18 protein-coding genes and 1 tRNA gene are annotated in these 15698 nt (G+C 45.0%); 8 read left to right on the top strand and 11 right to left on the bottom strand.

What is annotated here, in order from left to right; genetic code table 11:
* Window positions 1-89 precede the first annotated feature (89 nt).
* Entirely contained in the window at window positions 90-800 is a 711-nt protein-coding gene (locus I3248_RS11200; protein WP_238063814.1) for an SIMPL domain-containing protein, read from the top strand.
* Window positions 801-813: 13 nt separating this feature from the next.
* Here I3248_RS11200 and I3248_RS11195 read toward each other — a convergent pair whose 3' ends face one another.
* Entirely contained in the window at window positions 814-2490 is a 1677-nt protein-coding gene (locus tag I3248_RS11195) for an isovaleryl-CoA dehydrogenase (RefSeq protein ID WP_238063813.1), read from the bottom strand.
* A gap of 130 nt (window positions 2491-2620) precedes the next feature.
* Here I3248_RS11195 and I3248_RS11190 point away from each other — a divergent pair, with 130 nt between their 5' ends.
* Window positions 2621-3439 carry a PaaX family transcriptional regulator C-terminal domain-containing protein gene (locus I3248_RS11190; RefSeq protein ID WP_238063811.1) on the top strand — a complete coding sequence of 273 codons (819 nt, stop codon included), beginning with the start codon at window positions 2621-2623 and terminating at the stop codon, window positions 3437-3439.
* Between the two features lie 57 nt (window positions 3440-3496).
* Here the strand turns inward: I3248_RS11190 and I3248_RS11185 are convergent, their stop codons facing one another.
* From I3248_RS11185 to I3248_RS11170, 4 genes are all read right to left on the bottom strand, one after another.
* Window positions 3497-4864, bottom strand: coding sequence for an MBL fold metallo-hydrolase (locus I3248_RS11185; RefSeq protein ID WP_238063809.1), 1368 nt, complete (start codon window positions 4862-4864; stop codon window positions 3497-3499).
* Between the two features lie 192 nt (window positions 4865-5056).
* Window positions 5057-6466 (bottom strand): Na+/H+ antiporter NhaC family protein, encoded by a 1410-nt coding sequence (locus I3248_RS11180; RefSeq protein ID WP_238063807.1) that lies wholly within the window; start codon window positions 6464-6466, stop codon window positions 5057-5059.
* 269 nt (window positions 6467-6735) lie between these two features.
* On the bottom strand, window positions 6736-7161 hold the full coding sequence (locus tag I3248_RS11175) for a PACE efflux transporter (RefSeq protein WP_238063805.1): 426 nt from the start codon (window positions 7159-7161) through the stop codon (window positions 6736-6738).
* A 67-nt stretch (window positions 7162-7228) separates the two neighbouring features.
* Window positions 7229-7765 carry a cytochrome b gene (locus tag I3248_RS11170; protein WP_238063803.1) on the bottom strand — a complete coding sequence of 179 codons (537 nt, stop codon included), beginning with the start codon at window positions 7763-7765 and terminating at the stop codon, window positions 7229-7231.
* A 391-nt stretch (window positions 7766-8156) separates the two neighbouring features.
* On the opposite strand from I3248_RS11170, the gene I3248_RS11165 reads away from it, so the two are divergent.
* Window positions 8157-8810, top strand: coding sequence for a DsbA family oxidoreductase (locus I3248_RS11165; RefSeq protein WP_238063801.1), 654 nt, complete (start codon window positions 8157-8159; stop codon window positions 8808-8810).
* Between the two features lie 95 nt (window positions 8811-8905).
* On the opposite strand, the gene I3248_RS11160 is transcribed toward I3248_RS11165, so the two are convergent.
* The 3 genes from I3248_RS11160 to I3248_RS11150 form a co-directional block, all read right to left on the bottom strand.
* Complete coding sequence (locus I3248_RS11160) at window positions 8906-9172, bottom strand: DUF4031 domain-containing protein (RefSeq protein WP_025646835.1); 267 nt, start codon at window positions 9170-9172, stop codon at window positions 8906-8908.
* A 58-nt stretch (window positions 9173-9230) separates the two neighbouring features.
* Complete coding sequence (locus I3248_RS11155; protein WP_346268429.1) at window positions 9231-10889, bottom strand: thiamine pyrophosphate-binding protein; 1659 nt, start codon at window positions 10887-10889, stop codon at window positions 9231-9233.
* A gap of 171 nt (window positions 10890-11060) precedes the next feature.
* Window positions 11061-11615 (bottom strand): hypothetical protein, encoded by a 555-nt coding sequence (locus I3248_RS11150; RefSeq protein ID WP_238063798.1) that lies wholly within the window; start codon window positions 11613-11615, stop codon window positions 11061-11063.
* A 376-nt stretch (window positions 11616-11991) separates the two neighbouring features.
* Here I3248_RS11150 and I3248_RS11145 point away from each other — a divergent pair.
* Window positions 11992-12066, top strand: a tRNA-Gly gene (locus I3248_RS11145).
* A gap of 320 nt (window positions 12067-12386) precedes the next feature.
* Here the strand turns inward: I3248_RS11145 and I3248_RS11140 are convergent.
* Window positions 12387-12614 carry a helix-turn-helix transcriptional regulator gene (locus I3248_RS11140; RefSeq protein WP_238063797.1) on the bottom strand — a complete coding sequence of 76 codons (228 nt, stop codon included), beginning with the start codon at window positions 12612-12614 and terminating at the stop codon, window positions 12387-12389.
* A gap of 196 nt (window positions 12615-12810) precedes the next feature.
* Here I3248_RS11140 and I3248_RS11135 point away from each other — a divergent pair, with 196 nt between their 5' ends.
* From I3248_RS11135 to I3248_RS11120, 4 genes are read left to right on the top strand one after another with little or no spacing between them, the layout of a single operon-like run.
* A complete protein-coding gene (locus I3248_RS11135; RefSeq protein WP_192994003.1) occupies window positions 12811-13026 on the top strand; it encodes a hypothetical protein in 216 nt (71 codons plus the stop codon).
* Between the two features lie 24 nt (window positions 13027-13050).
* Complete coding sequence (locus tag I3248_RS11130) at window positions 13051-14295, top strand: tyrosine-type recombinase/integrase (RefSeq protein WP_238063796.1); 1245 nt, start codon at window positions 13051-13053, stop codon at window positions 14293-14295.
* Window positions 14292-14582: a hypothetical protein gene (locus I3248_RS11125; RefSeq protein ID WP_238063795.1), complete on the top strand. Its 291-nt coding sequence runs from the start codon at window positions 14292-14294 to the stop codon at window positions 14580-14582. Before I3248_RS11130 ends, I3248_RS11125 begins: the two co-directional genes overlap by 4 nt.
* Window positions 14583-14592: 10 nt before the next feature.
* Entirely contained in the window at window positions 14593-14910 is a 318-nt protein-coding gene (locus I3248_RS11120; RefSeq protein ID WP_238063794.1) for a hypothetical protein, read from the top strand.
* A 106-nt stretch (window positions 14911-15016) separates the two neighbouring features.
* On the opposite strand, the gene I3248_RS11115 is transcribed toward I3248_RS11120, so the two are convergent.
* Both I3248_RS11115 and I3248_RS11110 read right to left on the bottom strand, forming a co-directional pair.
* The gene (locus I3248_RS11115; protein ID WP_238063793.1) at window positions 15017-15295 is read right to left on the bottom strand and encodes a peptidylprolyl isomerase; all 279 of its coding nucleotides are present in this window, start codon (window positions 15293-15295) and stop codon (window positions 15017-15019) included.
* Window positions 15296-15441: 146 nt separating this feature from the next.
* A complete protein-coding gene (locus tag I3248_RS11110) occupies window positions 15442-15645 on the bottom strand; it encodes a hypothetical protein (protein WP_238063792.1) in 204 nt (67 codons plus the stop codon).
* Window positions 15646-15698: the final 53 nt, after the last annotated feature.

Below are 15698 nucleotides of genomic sequence, written 5' to 3'. Positions count from 1 at the left end.
TCGCCTAAAAAATAGTCTCTGTCAGTGCCATGGTCGAATGTTCAACACGCCCTATATGCTTTTAAAAACTATTCATATAAGGAGTTACGATGAAAAACTTAACGAATAAACTGGCTTTCATAACTGGCAGTGCTTTTTTATTGAGTGCAGCGATGAGCGTCGCCCACGCTGAACCCTCCGGTTATGATCAGCTTACCTTTGAGACGCAAGTTAAAGAAGACATTGCCAATGACGAAGTGCGCGCAAGCCTGTATAAAAAGGCACAAGCGAGCGATGCTAAGGCTTTGGCTACAACATTGAACACGTCAATCAATAGAGCACTTGCAATTGCTAAGCGCTACCCTAGCGTTACCGTCAGTACTGGCCAGCAGCACACTTATCCACGTTACGACAAAAACGACAAAATCATCGGCTGGACCGGTCAAGCTAATATCGATCTAAAAAGCACCGACTTCACCGCAACAAGCCAGCTTATTGCAGACTTGCAAGAAACCTTAGTGATGAATAATCTAAACTTTGGTGTCTCAGAAAGTAAAAAAGATGCGCTAGAGCAAAAACTGATGACGGAAGCGTCTCGCGCTTTTCAGCAACAGGCCAAAAACCTCACTCGTGCTTGGGATGCGCGCGGTTATCGCGTGGTCAGCGTCAACCTCAATGCTGGCAACACCGACTACCCACGTCCAATGTATAGCAGCATGCGCGCCGCTGATGCTGAGTCTTCGGTACCAAGTCAAAATTTTGAATCAGGTAATAGTACCGTCTCTGTTACCGCTAACGGTACTATCGAGCTGACTAAGTAGCTAGTAAAAAATGCTAAGCCATAGACTTTGTGGCACCCGCAGCGCGTTCGATCAGCTGATCTATGGGTGCATCTGGACTGAGCGTACCAAACGCCAGTCCGTGCGCGCCGCCCAAACGTGAGCGGCAGAACGCTGCTGCTATGTCTTTATTTTCTGTATTTAGCAGGATACAAGCTTGCAGCATCAACGCCAAGCGCTCGATGACGTAGCGGCTTCTAAACTCTAATGTCTCTACCTCTTCAAAATAACTTGCTAGTTGCCCAAGCTCTTTATCAAAATAACTGTCTTTACCAGCCGCACTTTGCAGCTCAGTAAACAACGCCTCACGAGTAGCCGGCTCTTTATTTAAGGCACGTAGCACATCTAAGCACTGGATATTGCCGCTACCTTCCCAAATTGAGTTGAGCGGTGCCTGACGATAAAGTCTCGGCATAATATTTTCTTCGACATAACCAATACCGCCGAGACACTCTTGTGCCTCGTTGACTAACACGGGCGTACGCTTACATATCCAATATTTGCCAATGGCAGTGGCGATGCGAGCCAGCGCAGCCTCATGTGAGTCGGTCTCAAGCAGACTAATGGCGCGCGCCACTCTCATAGTCAAGGCCAATGCCGCATCAGACTCCAATACCAAGTCAGCAAGCACATTGCGCATAAGCGGTTGATTGATTAGTAAATCACCAAAAGCCTCACGTCCAGAAGTATGGTGAATCGCCTGCACGACCGCTTGCCGCATTTGCGCGGCTGACCCTATCATACAATCGAGCCGCGTTAAGGCTACCATCTCAATGATAGTGGCAACACCTCTGCCCTCTACTCCTACTAATTCGCCAAAAGCACCGGCAAACTCTACCTCGGAGGAAGCATTCGACCAGTCGCCAAGCTTGTCTTTTAAACGCTGAATCCGTACGGCATTGAGCGTGCCATCAGGGCGAAACCTTGGTACTAAAAAGCAGCTAAGCCCGTTTTCAGACTGCGCGAGTACTAAATGAGCGTCAGACATAGGCGCAGAATAAAACCATTTATGCCCAATGATTTGGTAACTAGCATCGCTTTGCTTAACGGCTTTGGTGCTGTTGCGCCGTAAGTCAGAACCGCCTTGCTTTTCGGTCATCCCCATGCCAATTGTACAGCCGCTCTTTTGCTCCATAGGTAAGCTACGAGGATCATATTCTGTCGATAGCAGTTTTGGTATCCACTTTTCAGCGAGCCTTGTGTTATGACGCAAAGCCGGAATCGCGGCGTAAGTCATCGACATCGGACAGCCAAAACCGGCTTCTGCTTGTGAGCCTAAATACATAATGGCCGCTCGCGCCACATGCGCACTTTGGCGACTCTCGTTACGCCAAGCAAAATTACTCATGCCATAATATACGCCCGCTGTCATTAGCTCATGATAGGCAGGATGAAACTCGACGTCGTCTATACGGTGACCATAGCGATCAAAGGGGCAAAATTTAGGAGGGTTTTCATTGGCAGCAAAGCCTTTGTCTACCATATCACCACCAGTACGGGCGCCAAACTCGCTCAGATGATCGCTTGCCCATGATGCGCCTTCGCGAATGACAGCTTCTTTTAGCGCATCATCGGTCTCCCAAGCGTTATAATTCGCTAAAGCAGTAGGTTGATTATTGACTTCATGGGTGCTGAATTGATGGGTCGTTGACGTCTGCTCGGTATTTTTCATAGCAATCCTTCATAATATTTGGCTAACTATCCTTGTTACTTATCACTTATCTTACTGAATGCTTATAATGTCCTGTATTTGATTATAATAAGCAACTTAATAATAAATGACTCAACCCAGAGTATTACATATGAAATCACATCTTGTCAAAGAATGTAATTACCAATGGCCAGCCGCTCGCCCTCTCATTTTGCGTTTACTGACAGTGGCTGACAAGGAGACGCTGAGCATAGCGGAGATCATTCGTGCTGGCAGGCTGTTTGCGATCAAGGAAAACAATATACGAGTGACTATGGCTCGTTTGACGCAAGCGGAATTGGTAGAGGCGGTGGATGCTGCTGTTTATCGCTTAGGCCCAAAAGCTAAGAAGTTAGGCGCTGACGTTGCCGCTTGGGAGCACGCGGATAAGCGCGTTACAGCATGGGATAGCTCATGGATAGCGGTCACTACCGGCGGGCTGCCGCGTAGCGATCGCAAAATACTGCGCGCCCGTATGAGAGCGCTTTCCTTATTAGGCTTTCGTGAGCTAGATGCTGGGCTTTATATTCGTCCTAATAACTTGAGCGGCGGTGTTGAAGGGATAAGGTCACGGCTATTCGATTTGCAACTAGAGCCTGAAGCTGCAGTGTTTCAAGCCAGCCACTTTGATAAAGATAGACAAAAGAAGTCACTTGGCCTGTGGGCGCAGATGCAACTCGAAGCACACTATAAGAAAGTATCAAATCAGCTGAGCGACTGGCAGAAGACTCAGCATAGTCTCGATAATGAAACGGCGCTGCGTGACGCTTATCTTCTTGGCGATTTTGCTATTCGCAATGTCGTTTTTGATCCTTTATTGCCCGCACCTTTAGTCGAAGAATCCGCCCGGCAGCGCTTTTTTGATACTGTGCGTCAGTTTAATGCAGAAGGCCGCAAGCTTTGGTATGCTTTTTTTACTAAAGTAAATTAGCGCATTACTAGTCAATATGATAGTACAGCCTACTTAGTTAACATAAGCTCATAAGTATTACTCTTGCTCAGCCTGCCAAGCACTCATTCCGCCAAGATAAATATCGAGATACTTGAAACCTTTGCTTGCTAGCCACCCTGCCGCGACTGTCGCTCGCTGACCACTAGCACACATCAAGGTATAATGCTCCTGTGGGTCAAGATCACGCCAACGCTCGTTCAGATGACCGACATAGATATGCTCAGACTCATCTATCGCAGCTTCGTTTCTCTCATTAACATCTCTGACATCAAGTAATGTCCAAGCCTTGCTAGCTTTAGTATTAGCATGACCTTCAAGACGCGATTTGACTTCCTCGGTCGTTATCATCGGCGTCTGCTCCATACTCTTGCCTTGTTTGGCCGCGGAAATGACACCGACATAACCGCCTACAATATTATCCAAAGCAATTCTCACAAGATGCGTCATCGCCGTCGCTAGCTGTTCCTCATCCGAGGCAATCAGCGCTATGCTCTCGCCCTCAGCGATGAACCAACCTGCAAAAGCAGAAATCATCCCAACAGGTAGACTCATAGAACCCGGTAGATGGCCAGCCGCATAAGCAAGTGGCTCGCGAATATCTATCAGGTGATCGGCTTCAGAGCTGCTGATTTCGTCAAGCGACAAATTGACGGGGCGCATAATGCGCGGCGCGGCATCGCCTCCATCCATGTTAAGGCGTTCCATGAGCTTAAAATAAGGCGGTTGGTAATGATTCTCGTTAATCTTCGCTTGGATAAACTCATCTCGGCTCTCGATTTGTAGCCTTGGGTTATTTAATCTCTCATGGCCGACACTTGAGAACTCACGATCTGCCATGCCTGAGCCACAAACCGAACCGGCACCGTGAGCTGGATAGATCATCGCCTGATCGCCTAAGGCTAGGATTTTTTGTAGCGAATCATAAAGCAGACCGGCGACCTCTTCGCGCTTGTCAGGATAAAAATCTGTGCGCCCCACATCACCGACAAATAGCGCATCACCAGTAAATACGCCCACAGCCTTGGTAGGATAAGCGCTATCAAACATCACATAGGCCAGGTGATCAAAGGTATGACCAGGAGTCTCTAGCACTTGTATCTCAAGCTGACCAATCGCAAAACAGTCGCCTTCCCGCGCCGTTTGTGCATAAACGACTTCACGCTCTGGATTAGGCCCGTGATAGACGCTTGCACCAGTAAGCTTTGCTAATATAGGCGCGCCTGAGACTAAGTCTTCGTTACGATGCGTTTCAAATATATGGGTAATCTTAAGCCCAGCGGCTCGTGCTTTTTCGATATAAATAGCGCAGTCGCGACGTGGATCAATCACTGCCGCTTGCCCGTTCGAGCCAAATAGATAGGATAGGTGCGAGAGCCCCGGGGTTTTTATTTTTTCAAACAGCATCGATATCTCCTTAAGCAATATAAATGATAACTACCTTTGAAGATAACACAGGAATTCAATCCTCATCAATATACAATAACATATATTAACATGCTATATATTATGTGACATTGAGGCTAAGTCTTAGTACTAAGCGGTAGTAGTACTAAGCGGTATCTTAGCTGCCTTGATTAAACCATTTTAGTCTTAGGCTTAAACTGCTTTAGTTTTAGGCTCGGTACTTTTGGCAGGACTAATAGTCACGCCGGTGAAGCCAAAAATGAGCGTCAATAATAACGACAGATAACAGAAAAAAGCATACGGCAGGTAATCAAGGACAGGCACCCCTAGCGCTTGACTAATAAACACGCCGCAGACGCTCCAAGGCACTAGCGGATTGATAACGGTACCGGCATCCTCAATGGTGCGAGAGAGGTTTTTGGGATGCAAGTTTAAGCGCTCAAAGGTCGAGCGAAAAGACGTCCCCGAGATTAAAATACTCAAATATTGCTCACCAATCAGTACGTTGATACTCAGCGCCGACATGGCAGCGGTAAATATCGCTCGTCCTGATGAGGTCAAAGACGCTTTGATTCCTGATAATAGCGCCGGCAGCACCCCTAGCGCTGTCAGCAGCCCGCCTAAACTCAGCGCCAATATTACAATCGTTTGGGTAAAGAACATACTTTGTACGCCGCCGCGTGAGAGCATGCCAGCAACCTCACCAAGCGCTAGCGACTCTGCAGGCGCGTAACCGCCAAACAGATAACCGCCAAGCTCCCCAAAGCTTGGTGCGCTATGCCAATAAGTAATCAGTAGCGCCACGCTGATCGTGCTAATAATCGTATAGATAGCATTAACACGAAAGACCGCTAGTCCAACTAAAGCGACAAAAGGCAATACTGCGTAGCTGTGCACTAAGCCGCTCTCAATCAGCTGCGCTTGTAGTAGCGTCACTTGGCTCAGATTAGAGCCTGCCGTGTCTTCCGATAAGAACCAAAACAACAGAACCGTCAATAACCACGCCGGTACGGTGGTGTACATCATATTACGAATGTGCTCGAACAGATCGATACCAACGACTGAGGAGGCAATCGTACAGGTATCAGACAAAGGTGACATCTTATCGCCAAAAAACGCCCCAGATACCACTGCCCCAGCAGCAATAGCGACATTGGCATCAAAAGCATGGCTCATACCAATAAACGCCACTCCTAAAGTCGCCGCAGTCGTTAAGCTACTGCCTAAAGTCACGCCAATAATTGAGGTTAAAACAAAAGCAGAGAGGTAATAAAACTCTGGCGATATCAGCTCAAAGCCATAATACATTAAGGTCGGTATCGCCCCCGACATCATCAAAGCCGCTATCATTAGACCGATAAAAAAGAACAAATAGATTGCACCGATACCACGCATGACACCTGAGGCCATTTGCGCTTGCATATCATCGAAGCTCAATCCTTTAAATAAGCCGATCGCTAATAAGACGCAAATAGCGAGTAGCAAAGATAGATGCGGCACCCAGCCAAACCCTATCATAGTCACGCCCATGATAGCGATGACGATAGCCGCTATCACAAAAGCCAGTTGGGTTGAGATGTGCGTCAATATTTTTGGTGACATTACCTATCCTTGACTAGCTAAACGTATCCGCTAGAAGCTTGCTATGAGGGTTGTGTTAAACAGACAAGTTTAATGAGTTATGACAGCTGGCCAATATCGCTAAAGCCCTTGATGGTATCAGCCAAGCGGCTATTGCCAAGTAATCCAATTAACCGCTCAAGACAAGTTTTTAGTTAATGGTGTCATGACGAAAGGGTTTGCCCAATAAGCAAACCCCTTTTATTTATCATACAACACTCATCGAAAAAACTTGAAACGCTAAGCTCGGCCTAAGCCGCTGCCGTATTAGGTATAGGAAAGACTTGGTCATAGACCCAGTTAAATACAAAAGCATATATAAGATAAAAGGTTGCCATCGCAATATCCATCTTAAACGCTTCCCACAGGCTAATGTTTAGATATATCGCTATAAATGGCAGAAATAGTAACAGCAAACCGCCTTCGAATAAAATGGCATGTAGCACTCTTATTGGCACGGTTTTTTGTACCCTACCGCGCAGTTTTAGCATGGCCTTGTCGAATAAGATGTTATAAAAATAGTTCCATACCGTCGCGACAAGAGAGCCTACTAGCGCTATAGCGCCCATCGTATGCAGCTCAAAGCCAAAGACCAAGCTTGCCAATGGCGCAAAGATGAGCAACCCGATAATCTCAAAGCTTAAAGTATGCCGAATACGGTCTTTTTTGGTACGCATAACGATCACTACCCCAAACAGTATTTAGCAAAACATCAGTCAATCATTATAAACGACGTCATCAGCGCTACCACATACGCTTTATCAGCTTATCCTTTTGGATAAATTGATGGTATAGCGCCGCGCCAATGTGAGCGGCAGTAAAGGCAAGAATCAGCGGCCAAATGATCTCTGTATGCCAATCATTAAAGGTGCGCGCCAAACCGCGATCTGGGGTAACGAACACCGGAATTTCGAACAAGCCAAACATGTCAACGGCTCGGCCGCCATAAACAGACATCAACAGTCCGACTACCGGCATCGCTATCAGTAGCGCATAAAGTGCAAAGTGGGTGAACTTAGCAATGATATGTTGCCATTTTGGCATTGGCGCGGCAGGTGGTGCTTTTGTGAATATTCGGCTAATCACTCGAGCCAGCATCCAAAACAATAAACTTAACCCAAACGCTTTATGCAAACCGATATAAAACGAGTCATCAGTATTGTCATAAAGAAATATCAGCGCCCATGTCACTAATAATAACAGTGCGCTTATCCAATGAAAAACACGGCTAATCATAGGCCATTTGTTTAGCGGCGCTACCCTAGGTTGAACTTGATTCATATGTCACCTTTAAATAAAAAAGCATTACTTTTTAGCCAAACATAACTGCTCTATTTAGCTTTTTTGTGCTTACAGTCTGTTGCCAATAACGAAATACTTGTGAGCTAAATACTTATGAGTTAAATACTAGGGGCTATCCTAGCGGCTCGATAATAAAACCTTATAAATAGTAGCGCTTATGATAGCAAATCTGCGTGCAAATGACTGCTATTGGCTCGTTTCGCTACCATTTAATAGCGTTCAGCAGTAAACAGTCCGTCAAAGGTTTTATACTACAGGCATATAAAGTAGATGATCTTAATAAGTATAAACCGGCAGTCTTGAAAACGAGTCGTATCGTTCGCAGTTATATAGTCAGCCGCTAATAAAGTAAAAAATATAAGGATAACTGATGAATACGACTAATAAGCCTCTTCGAATCGATATTGTCTCAGACGTGGTCTGCCCTTGGTGCGTGGTCGGCTATAAACAACTAGCAGAAGCCCTAAAGCAGACTGATACCGACTATGAAATTCATTGGCATCCGTTTGAGCTGAACCCTAACATGCCAAGTGAGGGACAAAATATGCGTGAGCATATCATAGAAAAATACGGCTCAACTCCGCAAGAGTCAGACGCTAGCCGCGCTAGAATCACAGAAGCGGGCGCTGAGGTCGGCTTTGACTTTAACTTCACTGACGAGCTGCGTATGCATAATACTTTTAATCTGCATCAGTTACTGCATTGGGCACAAACGCAAGGAAAAATGTATGAGCTAAAGCAAGCACTGTTTACCGCGCACTTCACCGATGGGCGCAATCTGTCTGATAATGAGGTGCTCGCTGATATAGCGGCAGAGACTGGTCTTAATCGCGCAGAAGCGTTAGCGGTACTAGCAGATCAGCGCTTTGCACCTGATGTGCGCGAGATAGAGCAGCATTGGCAGCGCCAAGGGGTGCAAGGCGTACCCGCTATTGTCTTCAACGAGCGACATCTGGTCAGTGGCGCGCAAGGGGTTGAGAATTTTACTAGCATCCTTAAGCAATTAGCGGATATGCCAGACTAGTGGCCTTAGATACCCTTAAGAGATAAACCTTAAAAACCTGCTTTTTCTCACTATTATGCTGAGAATAAAGCAGGTTTTTTTGAATAAAAAAGCCGTTAAGCTTGGTTTAACTCAAGCTTTAGCTTCTTGGCGGCATCGATAATTTGTTTTCTTGTGGCTTTGATAGCACCATTAGCCAAAGCAGCCTCGCGCATCTGCACGGTGATATCATAATGCGGATAGCTAGCATTGCGATGAAAGAGGCGCGGATCAATCTCGATGAGCGTAGCAAACTCATGCAGCTCTTGTAGACTATCAGCTAGCATATGGCACCACTGATAACCTCTAAACTCAATCTTCACAAAATCTACATAAACCGCCAATCTCATAGCTCCTTACTTAATACAACCTCGCGATATAACCTCAGTAGCGAAGCTATATTTACTTCAATGCGGCACTGACTTTGGCTAGCATTGGCGGTATATCATGCTTATCTGTCATGACTTCGAGCATAATAAGCTTGTCAGTAGTCGCCATTGCCGTGTTCAGTGCTTCTTTAAGCTCGCCTGCGGTAGTCGCTTTCAGTGATAAGCTATTATCTGCATTACCGCCGAATGTTTTCGGTATCAGCTGCCATTCACAGGTAGGAATATCATTATAACGAGCATTTTCGCCATGAATCGCGCGCTCGACGGTATAACCGCTATTATTAATGAGTACGATAATAGGGTTAGTGCGCTGCTGCAGCATTATTGCTATCTCTTGAATCGTGAGCAGTGCTGAACCATCACCGATGAGCAGTACACTACGCTTGTTTTTTGAAGCGACACTAGCGCCTAAGCTGGCCGGTAGCGTATAACCAATCGAGCCCCATAAAGGCTGACCATAAAAAGTCACCCCTTCTGGCAAGCGCACTTCGCTAATACCAAAATAAGACGTTCCTTGATCAGCAAATACCACATTACCCGATTGTAAATGCTGAGCTACGATATGCCACAAGTCATCTTGACGAATCGCCTTATCATCGCCGCCTTGTTGCTCAAAGGCATGCACCTCTGCACTGAGAGGTTTTGGCGCAATCTCAATTCCAGAAGTCATGACATCATGCAAGGCTTGCAGTGAGTCTTTGAGCGCGATGGGTGCAAAGTTTTGGCCGCCGATACTAGCTCGCTCATAATGCAAATCGACTACTACCTCATCATCGATGTCTTGGCTGAACCCAGCAGTGGTCGTGTCAGTAAACTGCACGCCAATCTTGATCAGGCACTCACAGTTCTCTACCGCGTCTTTCACCACCGGCCGTGAAGCGTCGCCTGCATAAGTCCCCGCCCAGCGCTCGTCTTGCTCATCAAGCAAGGTCTTGCCCCAGGATAGCGTGGTATAAGGCACCTCAGTATCTGCAATTAAAGCTTTAAGCTCATTTTGCAGACCCAAGCGATGTACCATTAAATCAGCGATAATCGTAGTGGTCTTATTAGGTAAGAAGTCAATTAGGGACGCTTTAAAAGCTTCTAGCGCCGCTTGACTAGTCATGTCCTCTTGACTGTCATCGAGTTTAGTCGTCGGCGGATAAATAGGCAAAGCGGCGACATCAGGCGATAGCATCAAGTAGCCCGGGCGGTGCTTCTTGAGTACCATACGTATCACCCGATCAATCTCAGAAGCGGCATTCTCAGGCGTAATCTGAGCGCGAGCGACAGTGACCGGTTCAACCATTTTTATAAATTGGTTAAAAGTGCCATCTCCCAACGAATGATGCAGTCGGCGCTTGTCATGTTGCTGCTGCATAGTCGGTGTGCCTACGATTTGCAATACTGGCGCATACTCTGCAAAGGAGCCGGCGGTCGCATTGATAGCCGATAACTCCCCTACTCCAAAAGTTGTGACCAGTGCGGCAAACCCACGCTCTCGCGCATAACCATCAGCGGCGTAGCCGGCATTAAGCTCATTGGTATTACCTACCCAGCAAAGCTGATCAGAGTCGATAATATTATCAAGATAAGCTAGATTATAGTCGCCTGGCACCCCAAAGACTTCGGTGGCACCGGCTTCAGCAATACGCTCAAATAGATAGTCAGCGATAGTATAAGGTTCAGCCACGGTATTAGTTGTCATTGTTATAGTCCTTTACAGGTATTGATAGCAGTTTTAATTAAGTAAACTTATTTTTGACGGTTTCATTTTTATTATCACAACAAGCTATCATACTAGTGTCGCTACTGGCGCTTGGTTTTACAAAATTAGAACCTATGTCGTTTTATACCAAACTCACTATACACAGTCTCCCTTTTGCCACTTACCCGCCATATCACCCCTTGCACACTGGAGTTGTTCGCCATACTGGACAAAATTCCAAGTGGCATTTGATTTATCATCCTCTTCAAGCTTAAAACTCACCCGATATCTATGGCCGCTGAGACTATCATCCATCAAGCCTGTTTTTTGCATGATGACAACTGCCGTAGTGGGCTGCTCAGTGTTAGGGTAATAAAACACTTGCGCTAAATCATAGTCTTCATGCACGCTTCTCACCGGTAGATTAATCAAGGACAGCTTAGCTAAAGTACAAACGATGATCCCTTCAGCGACAGGACAGGGTGCTACCGCCTCTGAGACACCTCTACCATTAATACGGATACGCTTAAAGTTATCAGGATTGGCAACCAATTCTCGAGTGGCATAATCGGACGTATAGCCACTGCTCGCTTGAATAGTAGTACTAAAGATAAGGGTACTAATCGTTAATACTACAACTCCCAGATATGTCCATAAATAACCGACGGGATAGGTATTTGATATTGTGCTTGCAGCAAATAGTAAACGCATGACACTCTCCTTGAAACTATGACCCTTCTGATGACTGATAACTAACGATTAGGCACTCATAAATTTAAGAATGACTCTATGATAAATATAGCAGAGTTGTAACGACCGTTGAAGGATAGACGTCTGATGTCTATAGGCTGATATCTGTACATGGTAATAGCTAAACGTACCTTAGGGCTAGATATCTCAAATAGCCACTACTACGTACGTATAGTATGATTTAACCATATCGCTTGGCACTGGGCTCTCTGTTATACTAAATATGATGACTCATAAGCGAATATTTGCCACTCTGTCATTTTTTAGTTGACAGGACAAAAAAACCGCGTATAATACGCCTTCATCATCTGATGATAGTTAATCAAACGATGAATCAGCGGGATTAGCTCAGTGGTAGAGCACAACCTTGCCAAGGTTGGGGTCGAGAGTTCGAATCTCTTATCCCGCTCCAAACATTTAAAAAGCCTCACTTAATAGTGAGGCTTTTTTTTGTCCATTTTTCGGGGTTTGTAGCGTTTTTCAGTATTAGTTATTCAGTCTAACTGTTAAGTTTATCTAACATATTAAAAGCTCGAAAATCAGCAGCGTGACCAAAACGTGACCATTTCGTGCCCACGCTATAAATACAGATTCTATAGTTGACCCCAACTTGCAATTTTCATCTTTAGATAAATTGAGCTCATAGCGTGACCAAAACGTGAAAAATTGAATAATATAAATAAGATTCTGTAACTTATTTCTCTACGTATCTATTCTAAGTTTTAAAGACCCTCAACATTCTTCATTATCATCTTTAGTATTTGGCTTATAAACAAATAAGTCACCCACCTGCACGTCTAAAAATTCACATAACTGATCAATCGTATTGAAATCAATTCTTGATGACTCTTCGTTATATAGCTTATGAAGCGTTGATTTGCTCATGCCAGTTGCTCTTACTACGTCTGCTACACGTAATTTTTTTTCGGCCAAAATAACAGGGAGTCTGGATACAATCAAAATAATTACCTCTTTTCGGGTAAAAATGCTTTACATTGAAGTAAAAAGGTAATATATTACACAAATCGGTTAATAAATACCTCTAAGCGGGTAATTTATTGCTGATTACTTCAAGATACATTTTTACAGGTTGATGAAATAACTTTTATTCTATCACTTAATGCAATGACTTAATAACTGAAAAGAGGTAAATACTATGAGCAACACTTACTTAACAACGGATGAGCTAGCTGACCGTATCAAATACGACCCCCGTACCATTCGTAACCAGCTCAAGGACACGGTGCTGATTGAGAATATTCACTACATCCGCCCTTTCGGTGGTCGTAAGATTCTCTACGTTTGGGAGCGTATCGAAGAGGATATGTGCAAGCCCGTTATGAGCGCTATCAATGGTATGGCCCTTCAGTAATATACCTAAACAAGGAGAGTTATCATGGCGACTATGAGAGGACGATTCGGCAAACTAGTAGTAGATTTCCGCTACTTAGGAGTAAGGTGTCGAGAAAAAACCACTCTAGAAAACACTCCAGCTAATCGAAAGAAGCTGGCTAAAATCATCGAGAAAATGGAAGCTGAAATTACCCTAGGTATTTTTGACTATGCCGCTTACTTCCCAAAGAGTGAACGTGCCAAAGAAATGACAGCATTGGCTAATAGAGCAGAGGCTTGTATCAGTCGCAATCCTACCTTTAAGCAGTTCGCTGATATTTGGTATGAGGAGAAAAAGATTGAGTGGCGACCGAGTTATCAAGATAAAGTTCAGACTATCCTTAATAAGTATCTGTTACCTGAGTTTAGTGGCAAAGCGGTCCATGCCATAAAAAAAACAGACTTGCTGGCTTTTCGTAGCTCACTCGCCAAAGTCCGCTACGGTAAAGATGCCCAGTCAAGTCTGTCAGTAGCACGGATCAACGAGATCATGGTACCACTACGTATGATACTACAAGAGGCGGCTGATCGCTATGAGTTTCAGATGCCTTATAAGAACATCAAGACGCTCAAGCAATCTCGTCCTGATGTCAATCCGTTTACGCTAACAGAGGTGTGGCTGTTTTTAAAGCATGTTCGCGCTGACTATAAGCCCTATTATACGACTCGGTTTTTTACGGGAATGCGTACCAGTGAGATTGATGGACTAAAGTGGGACTGCGTTGATTTTGATCGGCGTGAGATTCGTATTCGCGGTGCATTAGTCAATGGTGAGATGGGTCCGACAAAGACGCTTGGCTCACAGCGAGAGATTGCGATGTCGCAGTTAGTATATAACGCACTGCAAGATCAAAAGGCGGTCACCTATGGCAAGTCGGAGTTTGTATTTTGCAACTCACAAGGCAATCCTTTGGAGTATCGCAATGTGAACCGGCGGATATGGAAACCCACGCTCGCCCTACTCGGTCTCAAACATCGGCGCGCGTATCAGACTCGGCATACGGCAGCAACGCTTTGGCTAGCCGCTGGTGAAAATCCTGAATGGATAGCACGGCAGATGGGTCACAGTAGTACGGAGATGCTGTTTCGGGTGTATAGCCGCTATGTTCCTGATGTGACTCGTCAAGACGGCTCAGCAATAGATAATTTACTGCTAGCAAGTAAGGAGAAGCTCATAGGAGCATCGAATGGCTCTGAGACTAAAGGCTTAACCACAAATGCTCAAACGGACAAGGAGACGTCACAATGAAAATCATCAATTACGAAGAGCTGTTTGCTGAATTCAAACGGGATGGTGCTATCAGTGAGGATGCCAATGAAATTGCTAATACGCTCATTCGTGAGCTTTGTATTCAATCTGGTAAGGGGTTAGCGCGTTTCTTAGGAGTGAAATCTTGTTTTGATAATCATATGGCACTGCGAGTATGGGTACAGCAGCGCTTGGATGACAATCCTGATTATCTTGTTGATGAAATGTATCAGCAGCTGCAGAGCGAGCTTTATAGGCGTCTACCGCAAACGGCCTATGGCTCTTAAGGAGAATATCATGAGTGTAAAACTTCAACCTAATATGACGCAGAATGCCTATGATATTAAAATATGCGAGGATTACTGGGCCTTTGCAAATCAAGGTGGCTACATTAAACACGTCAATACACTTTGTGAGAAGTATAATATTAGCTCGCAATTACTGTTTGAGACTATAGCTCAGTGTTTTGCATATTTAGATGATGTTCGCTGTGAGTACTGTTGCACTGTTTGTCCTTTAGAAGTGCCAGCAGATATTCCTTATATGCGCTCAAAAGAGCGTTGGTGCTGTGAGGTATGTGAGCATGCTGTATGGCGGGAGCATAATCACAGATAAATTATTCAAAATATTAAAGCCAGACGACTGAGGTTGTCTGGCTTTTTTGTGTGTAGCGTCTATTAATAACCGCTTAAACCTTCTGAGCCATCTGTGACTTGAACGCTTAGCTCCTATAAAGCACTTTTACCACATGCCAACCGAATTTGGTTTTGACTAAATGCGGAGTAAACAGCTCGCCGTTGAAGCAGACTTTATCAAAGGGCCCTACCATTTGGCCTTTTTTAAACTCACCTAAGCTGCCGCCCTTTTTACCTGACGGGCAGGTTGAGTGCTTCTTGGCCAGTACATCAAACTGAGCGCCTTTTTTCAGCTTAGCGATAATATCCTGCGCCAGCTCTTTGTCTTTTACTAAAATGTGTAATGCGCTAGCGGTACGAACCATAACGTTATCCTTTATAAAGCATCAATTATCACGGCATTATATCACTACTTATGAGTCTAAAAAAAACCCAGACAGCTTAGTTGTATGGGTTTTCTAACAATGCGTAACAACAGCTATATTTTGACTACTCAGAGTACGGACTATACTTAGTCTTCCCCATGGTATGTCGCGTCATCCATCCAGACAATAGGATCTTCACACAGATGAACTAAGTGATACCAGATATCACTACTACGGGCAATTCGGTGATGACCGCGTTCAAGGTAATCAACCTCCCAGTTATCCGGTAAATTGACCAGTGTACGTCTAGCAACGGCCACATCTAAGCATTCGTCTTCAATCTCAACCATGACCCCTGCCGTCAAATCCGTACAGTTAAACTTGGGAGATTTTAATTACGCAG

The organism is Psychrobacter sp. Ps3 (assembly GCF_022129275.1).
Taxonomy (GTDB): domain Bacteria; phylum Pseudomonadota; class Gammaproteobacteria; order Pseudomonadales; family Moraxellaceae; genus Psychrobacter; species Psychrobacter submarinus.
Note: the sequence above shows the minus strand (reverse complement) of the source record. Positions and strands in the feature narration are given on the sequence as shown.

What these genes read in the sequence shown, in the direction of transcription:
- I3248_RS11200 (WP_238063814.1), top strand. Translation starts at nt 90, where the DNA reads ATGAAAAACTTAACGAATAAACTGGCTTTCATAACTGGCAGTGCTTTT.
- I3248_RS11195 (WP_238063813.1), bottom strand. Translation starts at nt 2,490, where the DNA reads ATGAAAAATACCGAGCAGACGTCAACGACCCATCAATTCAGCACCCAT.
- I3248_RS11190 (WP_238063811.1), top strand. Translation starts at nt 2,621, where the DNA reads ATGAAATCACATCTTGTCAAAGAATGTAATTACCAATGGCCAGCCGCT.
- I3248_RS11185 (WP_238063809.1), bottom strand. Translation starts at nt 4,864, where the DNA reads ATGCTGTTTGAAAAAATAAAAACCCCGGGGCTCTCGCACCTATCCTAT.
- I3248_RS11180 (WP_238063807.1), bottom strand. Translation starts at nt 6,466, where the DNA reads ATGTCACCAAAAATATTGACGCACATCTCAACCCAACTGGCTTTTGTG.
- I3248_RS11175 (WP_238063805.1), bottom strand. Translation starts at nt 7,161, where the DNA reads ATGCGTACCAAAAAAGACCGTATTCGGCATACTTTAAGCTTTGAGATT.
- I3248_RS11170 (WP_238063803.1), bottom strand. Translation starts at nt 7,765, where the DNA reads ATGAATCAAGTTCAACCTAGGGTAGCGCCGCTAAACAAATGGCCTATG.
- I3248_RS11165 (WP_238063801.1), top strand. Translation starts at nt 8,157, where the DNA reads ATGAATACGACTAATAAGCCTCTTCGAATCGATATTGTCTCAGACGTG.
- I3248_RS11150 (WP_238063798.1), bottom strand. Translation starts at nt 11,615, where the DNA reads ATGCGTTTACTATTTGCTGCAAGCACAATATCAAATACCTATCCCGTC.
- I3248_RS11135 (WP_192994003.1), top strand. Translation starts at nt 12,811, where the DNA reads ATGAGCAACACTTACTTAACAACGGATGAGCTAGCTGACCGTATCAAA.
- I3248_RS11130 (WP_238063796.1), top strand. Translation starts at nt 13,051, where the DNA reads ATGGCGACTATGAGAGGACGATTCGGCAAACTAGTAGTAGATTTCCGC.
- I3248_RS11125 (WP_238063795.1), top strand. Translation starts at nt 14,292, where the DNA reads ATGAAAATCATCAATTACGAAGAGCTGTTTGCTGAATTCAAACGGGAT.
- I3248_RS11120 (WP_238063794.1), top strand. Translation starts at nt 14,593, where the DNA reads ATGAGTGTAAAACTTCAACCTAATATGACGCAGAATGCCTATGATATT.
- I3248_RS11115 (WP_238063793.1), bottom strand. Translation starts at nt 15,295, where the DNA reads ATGGTTCGTACCGCTAGCGCATTACACATTTTAGTAAAAGACAAAGAG.
- I3248_RS11110 (WP_238063792.1), bottom strand. Translation starts at nt 15,645, where the DNA reads ATGGTTGAGATTGAAGACGAATGCTTAGATGTGGCCGTTGCTAGACGT.